The sequence below is a fragment of the Mycobacterium lacus genome, from assembly GCF_010731535.1.
In the GTDB taxonomy this organism is placed as follows: Bacteria; Actinomycetota; Actinomycetes; order Mycobacteriales; family Mycobacteriaceae; genus Mycobacterium; species Mycobacterium lacus.
In genome coordinates this window covers 17,507-30,335 of sequence record NZ_AP022581.1, presented here as the reverse complement: position 1 = coordinate 30,335, position 12,829 = coordinate 17,507, and the positions used below count along the sequence as shown (strand labels likewise).

Here is a 12,829-nt window from a genome sequence, read left to right as displayed (position 1 = left end):
CGCCGCGTTGGCCTGAGCTGCTGCGAGGTGCCGGATGTCGTATGTGCTGGTGTCGCCGGAGATTATGGCCGCGGCGGCCGCCGACGTCGGGCGAATTGGCGCCTCGCTGGCCGCCGGGAACGCCGCGGCCGCCGCCTCGACGACGGCGGTGGTGAGCGCGGCCGGCGACCAGGTGTCCACCGCCATCGCCGCGCTGTTCTCCCGGCACGGCCAGGGTTATCAGGCGTTGGCCGGACAGGCGGCGGCGTTTCATAGCGAGTTCGTGCAGGCCCTTCGCGCCGGTGCCGGCTCGTATGCCGCCGCGGAGGCTGCCAACGCTTCACCCTTGCAGACGCTGCTGTCGCGCCCGCTGATCGGCAATGGCGCCAACGCGACGACACCGGGCGGCGACGGCGGGGACGGCGGCTGGCTGTTCGGCAGCGGCGGCAACGGCGCGTCCGGCGGGCCGGGCCAGGCCGGCGGCAACGGTGGGTCGGCCGGGCTGTGGGGCAACGGTGGCCTCGGCGGCGCGGGCGGCAGCGGCGGCGCCAGGGGCGGCAACGGCGGCAACGGCGGGCTGCTGTTCGGTGGCGGCGGCGCCGGCGGCGTCGGGGGCGTCGGCGCCGCCGGCGGCGGCACGGGCGGTACCGGCGGCAACGGCGGCACCGGCGCGCTGCTGATCGGCGGCGGCGGCGCCGGCGGGGCCGGCGGCATGGGCGGCACCGGCGGCGGCACGGGCGGCACCGGCGGCAACGGCGGCACCGGCGCGCTGCTGATCGGTGAGGGCGGGGCCGGCGGAGCCGGCGGGATCGGCAGCCCGGGCGCCATCGGCGGCGGCGGCGCCGGCAACGGCGGCACCGGCGGTAACGGCGGGGCCGGTGGGCTGTTCATGAACGGCGGCGCCGGCGGCGCCGGCGGCCAGGGCGGCGACGGCGGGGCCGGCGCGGACGCCGTCAGCACCGGCGGCACCGGCGGCACCGGCGGCATCGGCGGCAACGGCGGGGCCGGCGGGGCCGGAGGTGCGGGCCCGGTGCTGTTCGGCCACGGCGGTGCCGGCGGCCTCGGCGGGCAGGGCGGCACCGGCGGCGCCGGCGGGGCCGGCGGCAACGGATCGACGGTCATCGCCGCCGGTGCCGGCGGCGATGGCGGGCCGGGCGGCGCCGCGGGCCCAGGCGGGGCGGCCGGTGCCCCCGGCATCCTCACCAGCGCCGGCCTGGCCGGCGGCGTGGGCGCCGGGGGTACGGGCGGCACCGGCGGCACGGGCGGAAACGGCGCCAACGGTGGCAACGGGATCAACCCCGGCGACAGCGGCACCAACGGTTTCGCGGGCGGCAAGGGCGGCAATGGCGGCACGGGCGGGGCCGCGGTCGTGGGCGGTGCCGCCGGCAACGGCGGCCTCGGCGGCAGCGGCGGCCTCGGCGGCAACGGCGGCAACGGCGCCGTCGGCGTCGCCGGCGGCGGCCCCGCCGGGGTCGGCGGCGACGGCGGCGACGGCGGGCAGGGCGGCGCGCCCGGCAGCGGCGGCGCGGCGGGCGCGGGCGGCGGCGGCCACGCCGGCAACGCGGGCGCCGGCGGCAACGGGGGCCGCGGCGGCAACGGCGGCGACGGCACCGCCGGCGGCAACGGCACCGACAACTCCGCCTCCCCGAACGCCGTCGGCGGAAACGGCACCGCGGGCGGCGCCGGCGGCCAAGGCGGCGACGGCGGTGCCGCCGGCGGTCCCGGCGGCACCGGCGGAACGGGCGGCACCGGCGGCAACGGCGCACGCGGCGGCGACGGCGGCCACGCCGGCAACAACAGCACCAACGCCCCCGTCGGCGGCCAAGGCGGCGACGGCGGCAACGGCGGCGCGCCCGGCGCCGGCGGTGCCGCCAACGGCGGCATCGCCGGGGCCCTGGGCACCGGCGGAAACGGCGGCGACGGCGGAGCCGGCGGCGGCGGCGGCAACGGCAGCAACGGAGCCAACGCGGGCATCGGCACCGGCGCCATGGGCGACCCCGGCTCCAAGGGCGGCAATGGCGGCCAAGGAGGGGCCGGCGGCGCCGCCGGCGCCAACGGCGGCCTCGGCGGCGACGGGGGTACCGGCGGCGCCGGCGGAACCGGGGGCAACGGCGGCAACGGTGGCAGCGGCGCACTCGGCACCAGCACGGCGCCCGCGGGCGGCACCGGCGGCACGGGCGGAACCGGCGCCGACGGCGGGGCCGGGGGCACCGGCGGCGCAGCAGGCGGCCCGGGCGGCACCGGCGGAACCGGGGGAACCGGCGGCGACGCCGGCAACGGCGGCGCCGCCGGCCAGGGCGGCGACGCCGTGATGCCGGGCATCGGCGTCGGGGACGCACCACACGGCGGCGACGGCGGCACCGGCGGTGCGGGCGGCACCGGCGGTGCGGGCGGCACCGGCGGCGCCGCCGGCACCGGCGGTGCGGGAGGCCTCGGCGGCAACGCCGGCAACGGCGGCAGCGGCGGCCAGGGCGGCGACGGCGGCACCGGCGTGCAGGGCACCACGATTGCGGCCCCCGGAGACGGCGGCAACGCCGGCGACGGCGGCGACGCCGGCGCCGGCGGTCAGGGCGGCACGGGCGGAGCCGGCGCCAGCGGCGCGCCCGCCGGCAACGGCGGCACCGGCGGCAACGGCGGCAACGCCGGCGACGGCGGGAACGGCGGCGTCGGCGCGGCCGGCGGAAAAGTCGCCGGCGGCACCGCCGGGGCCGGCGGCGCTGGCGGCGACGCCGGCAAGGCTGGCGCCGGCGGCACCGGGGGCACCGGCGGGGCGGGCGTCAGCGGCGGCAACGGCGGCAAGGGCGGCGACGGCGGCGACGGCGGCGACGGCGGGGACGGCGCCGACGGCGCCGACGGCGCGCAATTCGTGCCCGCCGACAGCTTGGCCACACCCATCGGCGGCACCGGCGGCGCCGGCGGGTCCGGAAGCAACGGCGGCGCGCCCGGCGCCGGCGGGGCCCCCGGCGCCGGCACCGCCGGCAACACTGGGAGCCAGGGCACCGGCGGCGACGGCGGCGACGGCGGCAACGGCGGGGACGGCGGCCGCGGCGCCGACGCCGTCAACCAGACAATCCCGGTGACGGTGCCACAGGCCGCGGCCGGCGCCAACGGCACCCCGGATGGCACGACGCCCACCGGGGGCGACGGCGGCACCGGCACCGCCGGCAGCCCCAGCAGCGGTAGCCCGCCATTCAGTCAAGTCCAGCAGGGCGGCAACGGCGGAACGGGCGGCGCCGGGGTCAACGGCGCCGGCGACGCCACCGGCGGACGGGGCGGAGACGGCGGCGTCGGCAGTATCTCCGGCGGGCCCGGCGGTGACGGCGGCGCCGGCGGCGACGCGTCGGCCACCGGGGTGGCCACCGCCGGGACCGGCGGGGACGGCGGGGCCGGCGGGCAATTCGGGGCCGGTGGTGACGGCGGCGACGGCGGCAACGTCACCGCCGGATCCGTCGGCAGCACCGCCGGCAACGGCGGCAACGGCGGCAACGCAACCAACGGCAGCACCCTGGGCCCCGGCGGCAACGGCTCCGCCGGCGGCAACGGCGGCAACGGCGGCAACGTCGCCGTCGGCGCCACCGGCACCGCAGGCAACGGCGGCATGGGCGGCAACGGCAACGACGGCACGTTGAATGCCGGCACCGGTGGCGCCGGCGGGGCCGGCGGCAACGCCGGCGCGGGCGGCGCCAACGGCGGCAACGGCGGCACCGGCGGCACCGGCGGGGCCGGCGGGAACGGGGGCAAGGGCACCGTCGGCGGTGTCGGCGGCAACGGCGGCGACGGCGGCATCAACAACGGCACCGGCTCCGACGGCAACGGCGGCGACGGTGGCAACGGCGGGGCCGGCTCGGCCGGCGCGAACGGCGGCAACGGCGGCCGGGGTGGCAACGGCGGCGCGGCCGGCAGCGGCGGCGGCAAGGCGGGCAACGGCGGCAGCGGCGGCGTCGGCGGCACCGGCGGGGCGGGCGGCACCGGCGGCGGCGGTGGAGACGGCGGCACCGGCCTTGTGCTCGGCGGCGGTGGCACCGGCGGCAACGGCGGCGCCAGCGGGGTCGGCGGCCAGGGCGGCAACGGCGGGCTCGCCGGCAACGGCATCGCCGGCGGCACCGGCGGCGACGGCGGCGACAGCAATCCCGGCGATCCCGGCAACAGCGGCGTCGGCAGCATTGGCGGCACCGGCGGCGACGGGGGTGCCACCAGCAACGGCGGCGCCGCCGGCCTCGGCGGCGTCGCCTGAGGCGAACCGGCGACCGCCCGCCGCACATCGGGCAGGACACGAGTCTCCGCGCACGCCCCCAAAATGTGCACACAACAGTTTCCGGAAGACCCTGCCGTATTAGGCGTGTGGCGAATATAATCCCGGCCTACTACCGCGTTAATTGCGGCCGCGGTGGCGGTGCTGTCCACCGGCAGCGGCACCGGCACCCCCGGCACGAACGGCAGCTAGTGGTGTCGGCGGGCAGCCAAGGCGCCCCGGGCCCTCAGGCCTCCCTCAGGCCTAGCTCGGTTGCCGCTCGGATCGGCGACCGACCGCGCGCAAGCCCCTATCCCAGCAGTGACGGCACCACGGCGTCGATCAGGTGCGGTCCGGGCTCGGCAAGCGCGGAGCGCAGGGCGTCGGCAAACTCCTCGCAAGTGCTGACACGACGCGCCGGAACTCCCATCCCCTCGGCGATCTTCACGAAATCCATTCTGGGGGGCGATATCTCGAGCAGATTCAGCGCGTTGGGGCCAGGCGCGGATCCGGCTCCGACGCGTTGCAGCTCGATCCGCAAAATGTCGTAGGCGCCGTTGTTGCAGACCACGGTGGTGACGTCGAGGTTCTCCCGCGCCTGCGTCCACAGCCCCGAAATCGTGTACATCGCCGACCCGTCGGATTCCAGGCACAACACCGGACGGTCAGGGGCGGCGATCGCGGCACCCACCGCGGCTGGGATGCCGTAGCCGATCGCGCCCCCGGTCAACGTCAGCCAGTCATGTGCTGGCGCCCCAGCGGTGGCCTGCTCCAGCATCACGCCAGAGGTATTGGATTCGTCGACGACGATCGCCCGTTCGGGCAGCAGCGCCCCGACCACGTCCGCCGCCAACAACGAAGTCAACGCCCCCGTCGGCAACTGCGGACGCGACGCGGCCGCCACCGGCGCCGTCGTCCCCGGCGCCAGTTCGTCGGCCAAAGCGACCAAAGCGTCCGCGGCACCGCGGTATTCGGCGAGCACGTGCACCTCGCAGCCCGCCGGGACCAGGTCGCTGGCCGTGCCCGGGTAGGCGAAAAACGACACCGGCGACCTCGCGCCGGCCAGCACCAGATGCTTGGCTCCGTCGAGTTGGGCCGAGGCGGCCTCCGCGAAATACCCCAGCCGCTCGATGACGGGCACGCCGGCGCCGCGCTCCAGCCGCGTCGGGAACGTCTCGCACAGCAATCGGGCCCCGGTCGCTTCGGCGATCCGAGCGGCCGCGGCCAGACCCCGCCCGCGGGTGGCGTCACCCCCGATCAGAATCGTCGCCGGTTCTCCCGAGCGCAGCACCGTGGCCACGGAGCCCAGCTCGACACCCGCAGCCGGCGGCGACGCCGGCACCGCGGCCGGCTGGGCGCCATCGGACCAGGACGCGTCCGCAGGCAGGATCAGCGTCGCGACCTGCGGGCCCGACCGGCTCGCCGCGATCGCGTCGGCGGCGTCGGCGCCGACGTCGGTGGCCGCACCCGTTCGGCGCACCCATCCCGAGACGGTGCCGGCGAGGGCATCGATGTCGGATTCCAATGGGGCGTCGTACTTCTTGTGATAGGTGGCGTGATCGCCGACGACAAGGACCATCGGCACGCCGGCCCGGCGCGCGTTGTGCAGGTTGGCCAGGCCGTTGCCCAGTCCGGGGCCCAGGTGCAGCAGCACCGCCGCCGGCTTGTCGGCCATGCGCGCGTACCCGTCGGCCGCGCCGGTGGCCACGCCTTCGAAGAGGGTCAGCACGCCACGCATGCTCGGCACCGTGTCCAGCGCCGCGACGAAATGCATCTCGGAGGTTCCGGGGTTGGCAAAGCACACGTCCACCCCCCCGTCGACCAACGTGTTGATCAGAGCCTGGGCACCGTTCATCCTTGAACCTCTCGTTGGGCGAGCTTGAAGACCCGCGCGGCGTTGGCATGCAGGAAGTCGTGACGAGCCTCCTCGGCCAGCCCGAGTTCGTCAAGCCCCGCCAGCGCGTGAGCATGGCCGATCATCGGGTAGTTGGTGCCGAACAAGACTTTGCGTTGTCCCGTACCGGTTTTCATGAACCGGATGAGCTCATGCGGCAAGCGTTTGATCCTATAGGCCGACGTGTCTATGTAGACGTTCTCGTGCTTGCGGGCCACGGCGACCATCTCCTCGGTCCACGGATAGCCGACGTGCCCGCACACGATCACCAGCTCCGGAAAGTCAAGCGCCACTTGGTCAATGTACGGAATCGGGCGACCGGTCTCCGACGGCCGCAACGGGCCGGCGTGACCGACCTGGGTGCAAAACGGCACGCCCAACTGTACGCATTCGGCGAACAGCGGATAGTAGCGACGGTCGGTGGGCGGCGCGTTCCACAGCCAGGGCACCACCCGCAGGCCCACGAACCCGTCACCGACGCGGCGCCTCAACTCGCGGACGGCCACCATCGGACGATCCAGGTCGACCGCCGCCAGACCGGCAAACCGGTTGGGCCGCATCGTGATCCATTCGGCGACCTCGTCGTTGGAGATCAGGTCCAGGTCGTTCGGGCCGCGCCACGCGCTGAGCAGGCCGAGGTCGACGTCGGCGGCGTCCATCGCGGCGAGGGTCGCCTCGATCGGGACGTCGGCGTCCGGGATGGAGCCGCCCGTCCAGCGGCGCAGCGAGGCCAACATGTCGCTGCGCAGGAACCGTTGCGTCGGGTGCTGCATCCATACGTCGATCGTCATCGCGATTCAGACTAACGAGAGCTTGGCGAAACCCATGACCTGCTACCGCGGTCGCGCTAGATTTCGCGGCTTGGGCCGACTGTGTTTGGGGGGGCGACGCGATTCACCTCTGACGGCGCCCGATGCCGCACGCATTCGCTTCGCGCGATCTCATGCCCCGGGTCGACAGTGAGCAGTACCGGTGGCAATGCCGGCCGGCGCCGTCGGCGATCTCGCCGGGTTTGTCGCTGGCCCCGGCGACGTCGCCGGGCGCGGGTGCCGCGCGAGTTGTGGTGCGGCCGGTGGCGCCGGCAAGGGCGGGGCCGGCGGAGCCCCCTAATGCGGGCGCGAACCGGATCCTTAGAGGCTAAACCGCGCCGGCGGTTCCGGCGGCGTGGCCGGCGCGGCCGGGACCGGCGGCACCGGAGGCCACCGCGGCAACGCCGCACAGGGTGACGATGGCACCACCACCGGCGCCTGGATGGCGCCAAGGGATTCACGGGTTGGGCGGCTACCGGCAGCACCGGCGACCGGATCGCCGGCACACCAGGTGCCAACATTCCGGCTCAGTCAGGTTCAGACGGCCAGCACTGCGCGCGCGACGGCATGGGTCCGCGCCGCGTGCCCACCGCCGAACAGCACCACGTGCGCCAGCAGCGGAAAGAGCTGATGCAGCCCAATGCGGTTGCGCCACCCGGGTTTCAGCGAGCGCACTCGCTGGTAGCCCTCAATGATCGCCTCGTAATGAGCGCAGCCGAACAGCGCCAGCATCGCCAGGTCGGACTCCCGGTGACCGCCGTGCGCAGCCGGGTCGATCAGCACCACCCCGTCGGGCGTCCACATCACGTTGCCGCCCCACAAATCCCCGTGCAGCCGGGACGGCCGATCATCGTCGTCGAAATCGCCTGCCCGGCAACGCGACACGACGGCATCGATCGCGGTACGGGTCGAAGCATCCAGCCGCGCCGTCGCGAGCTGGGCCATCGGCACCAGCCGCTCCTCGGCGTAGAAGTCGCCCCACCGCGTATGCCGTCGCAGCGACATCGGCAACGGCTGCGATAGCGGCCCGAAGAACCCGGGCCCGTCCCATCCGTCGGGCGCAGCGCCGAATGCCGGCGCACCCGCGTCGTGCGTGACGGCCAGCTGACCGCCGAACACGTAGGCCGCCTCGCGGCTCGGCGTCACCGATTCAAGCCGCCGCAGCGTCAGGCTCGTGGCGTCGACGGATACCACCCGCGCACACGGCACGCCGCCGTCGACATCCGAAAGCCATTGCAGCCCTGTGGCTTCCCACGCAAAGTACCCGGTAGGCACGCGGGGATCGCGCTTGACGAAATCGGTCACGCACCCGTCGCCACGTGAGCCGCATGCACGTCATCGGCAGGGCGCGCCTCGGTCTGCTCCTTGGCCCAGCGGTAGTCCGGCTTGCCTGCGGGTGAACGTTTTACCTCGTCGACAAGCCAAAGGCTGCGCGGCACTTTGTATCCCGCGATCTGGCGGCGCACAAAACTGTCCAGCTCGGCCAACGACGGCCTACAACCAGCCCGGGCCTGCACGACGGCGGCCACATGCTGGCCGTAACGCGGGTCGGGCACCCCGACCACCAGCGCGTCGAACACGTCGGGATGCCCTTTTAACGCCGCTTCCACTTCTTCGGGGTAGATCTTCTCGCCGCCGCTGTTGATCGACACCGATCCGCGGCCCAGCATGGTGACCGTGCCGTCCTCCTCGACCTGCGCATAGTCGCCCGGAATGGCATAGCGCACACCGTTGATGGTGCGGAACGTCTCCGCGGTCTTCTTCTCGTCCTTGTAATACCCGACCGGAATGTTCCCCTTCTTCGCGATGAAGCCCCGCACACCCGAGCCGGGCTTCACCTCGTTGCCGTCCTCGTCGAGGACGACGGTGCGATGGTCGATCGTCACCCGCGGTCCGCCACCATGCGCCTGACCCGCCGTGACGATGCTGGTGCCGCCAAAACCCGTCTCCGACGCGCCAATCGAGTCGGTGATGACCCGATTCGGCAACAGTTCAAGCAGTTTCTCCTTGATGCTCGGCGAAAACAGGGCCGCCGTGCTGGCCAACAGGAACAGTGACGACAGGTCGTAGTCGTGCTCCCTGTCAAGCGCATCCAGCAGGGGGCGGGCCATCGCGTCACCGGTGAAGAACAGCAGGTTCACCTTGTGTTTGTGAACGGTGCGCCAGACCTCGTCGGCGTTGAATTCCGGTGCCAGGACGATGGTTTGACCCGAGAACAGCGACATCCAGGTGGCCGACTGGGTGGCGCCGTGGATCATCGGCGGGATCGGATAACGGATCATCGGCGGATTCGCCGCGGCGGCCTTGGCCAGGTCGTACTCGTCCTTGACGAATTCGCCCGTCGCGAAGTCCGTTCCGCCGAACAGCACGCGGTAGATGTCCTCGTGGCGCCACATCACGCCCTTCGGGAAACCGGTGGTGCCGCCGGTGTACAGCAGGTAGATGGCGTCGGCGCTGCGCTCGCCAAAGTCGCGCTCCGCGGAGCAGTCGGCGAAGGCGGAATAGAACTCCACGCCGCCGTAGCGCCCAAAATCGCCGTCGCTCCCGTCCTCGACCACCAGGACCGTCTTGACATTGGGCGTGTCGGGCAGCACGTTGGCGACCCGGTCCGCGTACTGACGCTCGTGCACCAGCGCGACCATGTCGGAGTTGTCGAAGAGGTAGCGGAGTTCGCCCTCGACGTAGCGGTAGTTGACGTTCACCAGGATGGCGCCCGCCTTCACAATGCCCAACATCGCGATCACTATTTCGATGCGGTTGCGGCAGTAGAGTCCGACCTTGTCGTCCTTCCGCACACCCTGATCGATCAGGTAGTGCGCGAGGCGGTTGGCCTGCTCCTCTAGTTGGGCGTAGGTGAGCTGCTCATCCCCGCAGATGAGGGCTACGCGCTCGGGCACAGCGTCGATGGCGTGCTCGGCGAGATCGGCAATATTCAGGGCCACGGGCACCAAACTAGAACGTGTTACATTTCTTGACAAGCTCATGCCGAATGTCGAGGGAGAGGGGACCCCCGTGGCCGAAGCGCCAGCAAACACCGAGTCGCAACCCGACGCACTGGTCGAGCAGCGCGGTCACACGCTCATCGTGACGATGAACCGGCCGCACGCCCGCAACGCGCTGAGCACCGAAATGATGCAGATCATGGCCCAGGCCTGGGACCGCGTCGACGACGATTCCGACATCCGGTGCGCCATCCTGACCGGAGCGGGTGGCTACTTCTGCGCCGGCATGGACCTCAAGGCGGCAACGAAACGGCCGCCAGGTGATTCATTTAGGGACGGCAGCTACGATCCGTCGCGCATCGACGCCCTGCTCAAGGGCCGCCGGCTGACCAAACCGCTGATCGCGGCGGTCGAAGGCCCCGCGATCGCCGGTGGCACCGAGATCCTGCAGGGCACCGACATCCGTGTGGCCGGCGAGAGCGCCAAGTTCGGGATCTCGGAGGTCAAGTGGAGCCTGTACCCGATGGGCGGCTCGGCCGTGCGGCTAACCCGCCAGATTCCCTACACCGTCGCCTGCGACCTGTTGCTCACCGGGCGACACATCACCGCCGCCGAGGCCAAGGAGATCGGTTTGATCGGGCACCTGGTGCCCGACGGCCAGGCGCTCACGAAGGCACTCGAGATCGCCGAGATCATCGAGAACAACGGCCCCCTGGCCGTGCAGGCGGTTCTGCGCACGATCCGCGAGACGGAGGGCATGGCCGAGAACGAGGCGTTCAAGATCGACACCCAGATCGGCATCAAGGTCTTCCTGTCCGACGACGCCAAGGAGGGTCCCAAGGCGTTCGCCGAAAAGCGCAAGCCCCAGTTCCAAAACCGCTAGCCCAAGCACCGCGAGCAGACACAGAATCGCACGTTTTCGCGCCGGTTTATGCGAGTCTGCGTCTGCTCGCGACCCAACGCCGCTAGCCCACGGGTGCGGTCGGAGTGAACACCACCGGCATCGACTCCAGCCCGCTGACGAAGTTCGCCGGCCGCAGCGGCAAAGACACGTCAGAGGAGGCCAGCCGCAAGTCCGGCAGCCGCCGCAGCACGCGCGACGTCATCATCGACAACTCCAACCGGGCCAGCTGATTGCCCAGGCAGAAATGCGTGCCGAAGCCGAATGCCAAGTGGCTGTTCGGGTTTCGCTGAATATCGAACTTCTCCGGCTCGACGAACACCGCTTCGTCGAAGTTCGCCGACTCGAACAGCAGCATCATCTTCTCGCCCGCACGCAGCGCGGTGCCGTGAAAGTCCGTATCAGCGGTCAACACCCGGCACATGTTCTTCACCGGCGCGGTCCACCGCAGCATCTCTTCGATGGCGCCCGGAAGCAACGAGGGGTCGCGTTGCAGCAGGTCCCACTGGTCACGGTTGCGCAGCAGCTGCTCGGTGCCACCGCTCAAGGTATGCCGCGTGGTCTCGTCGCCGCCGATCAGAATCAGCAGCGTCTCCATGACGAGCTCGTCGTCGGTCAGCCGCTCCCCGTCGACCTCGGAGCTCACCAGCACACTCACCAGGTCGTCGGTCGGCTCCTGCCGCCGTGCGGCGATGGTGGCCCGGGTGAACTCGTTGTAGGCGGCAAACGCGTCCATGGTGACCTGGAATTCCTCTTCGGCCACATGCGAACTGAGGAACGTCACCAGATCGTCGGACCACCGTAGGAACATGTCCCGCTGCTCCGGGCGCACCCCGAGCATGTCGCCGATCACCGCCATCGGCAGCGGCGCGGCCAGGTCCCGCACGAAGTCGCATTCGCCGCGTTCGCACACCGCGTCGATCAGCGTGTCGCACAGCTGCCCAATCGACGCCTCCTTGTCCTTCACCCGCTTGCGGGTGAAGCCTGCGTTAACGAGCTTGCGCCGCAACAGATGTGCGGGGTCGTCCATGTCGATCATCATCGGCATGGCGGGCTGGTCGGGGCGGATGCCGCCGGCGTTGGAGAACAGCTCGGGTTGGCGTTCGGCGTCGATCACGGCCTGATACGTCGACGCCGCCGCCAGCCCGTTGCGGTCCCGAAACACCGGCTGGTGGGCCCGCATCCATCGATATGCCTGCCGCGCCTCGCGGCTGCCGTAGAACGTGCCGTCGGTCAGGTCGATGTCCGGCTTGGTCTCAATCACGGCTTCAGCCATTGCATTCCTCCGCACTACAGTGAGCGCTATGCCCGTCTCGCAACACACCATCGCCGGCACCGTGCTGACCATGCCGGTCCGCATCCGCACCGCCAACCTGCACTCCGCGATGTTCTCCGTGCCCGCGGCGGCGACACAGCGTCTCATCGACTACAGCGGCCTGCGGGTCTGCGAATACCTGCCCGGCAAAGCGATCGTCGTGCAGATGCTGGTGCGCTACGTCGACGGGGATCTGGGGCGCTACCACGAGTACGGCACCGCGGTCATGGTGAACCCGCCCGGCATCCAAGCCCGGGGCCCGAAAGCCCTCGGCCAGGCCGCGGCGTTCATCCATCACCTTCCGGTGGACCAGACGTTCACCCTCGAGGCCGGCCGCACCATCTGGGGTTTCCCGAAGATCATGGCCAACTTCACCGTCGACGAGGGGTCCACGTTCGGCTTCGACGTCAGCGCCGACGGGCAGTTGATCGCCGCCATGGAGTTCAGCAACGGCCTGCCCCTGCCAGCGGGCAAAGCGCGGGTGCTCAAGACCTACTCCCACCAAGACGGCGTCACTCGGGAGATCCCCTGGGAAATGAAGACCTCCGGCCTGCGCGCCCGGCCCGGCGGCGCCCGCCTGCGCCTCGGCGACCACCCCTACGCCCAAGAGCTCAAGTCGCTGGGCCTGCCCAAGCGCGCGCTGATGTCGCAGTCGGCGGCCAACGTCGAGATGACCTTCGGCGACGCACACGCCGTCTGAAGCCGCAGACCCCATCCGGCCAATCTAGAACGCGTTCTAATCCCCTGGCAAGGCGCGG

Annotated in this window: 8 protein-coding genes; 3 read left to right on the top strand and 5 right to left on the bottom strand. The window is 72.3% G+C overall.

The genetic code is table 11. From position 1 onward, the window contains the following. Window positions 1–34 precede the first annotated feature (34 nt). Window positions 35–4,213 (top strand): PE family protein, encoded by a 4,179-nt coding sequence (locus G6N24_RS00130; protein ID WP_163745375.1) that lies wholly within the window; start codon window positions 35–37, stop codon window positions 4,211–4,213. 307 nt (window positions 4,214–4,520) lie between these two features. Here the strand turns inward: G6N24_RS00130 and G6N24_RS00125 are convergent, their stop codons facing one another. The 4 genes from G6N24_RS00125 to G6N24_RS00110 all read right to left on the bottom strand — a co-directional run bounded on the left by G6N24_RS00125 (window position 4,521) and on the right by G6N24_RS00110 (window position 9,861). Continuing rightward, the gene (locus tag G6N24_RS00125; protein WP_085162393.1) at window positions 4,521–6,065 is read right to left on the bottom strand and encodes an acetolactate synthase large subunit; all 1,545 of its coding nucleotides are present in this window, start codon (window positions 6,063–6,065) and stop codon (window positions 4,521–4,523) included. Continuing rightward, on the bottom strand, window positions 6,062–6,895 hold the full coding sequence (locus G6N24_RS00120) for an amidohydrolase family protein (protein ID WP_085162394.1): 834 nt from the start codon (window positions 6,893–6,895) through the stop codon (window positions 6,062–6,064). Before G6N24_RS00120 ends, G6N24_RS00125 begins: the two co-directional genes overlap by 4 nt. A gap of 555 nt (window positions 6,896–7,450) precedes the next feature. Continuing rightward, complete coding sequence (locus tag G6N24_RS00115) at window positions 7,451–8,218, bottom strand: fructosamine kinase family protein (protein ID WP_085162396.1); 768 nt, start codon at window positions 8,216–8,218, stop codon at window positions 7,451–7,453. Further along, complete coding sequence (locus tag G6N24_RS00110; protein WP_085162420.1) at window positions 8,215–9,861, bottom strand: acyl-CoA synthetase; 1,647 nt, start codon at window positions 9,859–9,861, stop codon at window positions 8,215–8,217. The genes G6N24_RS00115 and G6N24_RS00110 overlap by 4 nt, the downstream gene beginning before the upstream one ends. A gap of 34 nt (window positions 9,862–9,895) precedes the next feature. Here G6N24_RS00110 and G6N24_RS00105 point away from each other — a divergent pair, with 34 nt between their 5' ends. Next, window positions 9,896–10,738, top strand: a complete 843-nt coding sequence (locus G6N24_RS00105) for a crotonase/enoyl-CoA hydratase family protein (RefSeq protein WP_139822570.1) — start codon at window positions 9,896–9,898, stop codon at window positions 10,736–10,738. 82 nt (window positions 10,739–10,820) lie between these two features. Here G6N24_RS00105 and G6N24_RS00100 read toward each other — a convergent pair whose 3' ends face one another. After that, on the bottom strand, window positions 10,821–12,032 hold the full coding sequence (locus G6N24_RS00100; protein ID WP_085162397.1) for a cytochrome P450: 1,212 nt from the start codon (window positions 12,030–12,032) through the stop codon (window positions 10,821–10,823). A gap of 28 nt (window positions 12,033–12,060) precedes the next feature. On the opposite strand from G6N24_RS00100, the gene G6N24_RS00095 reads away from it, so the two are divergent. Beyond that, window positions 12,061–12,771 carry an acetoacetate decarboxylase family protein gene (locus G6N24_RS00095; protein WP_085162398.1) on the top strand — a complete coding sequence of 237 codons (711 nt, stop codon included), beginning with the start codon at window positions 12,061–12,063 and terminating at the stop codon, window positions 12,769–12,771. Window positions 12,772–12,829 lie beyond the last annotated feature (58 nt).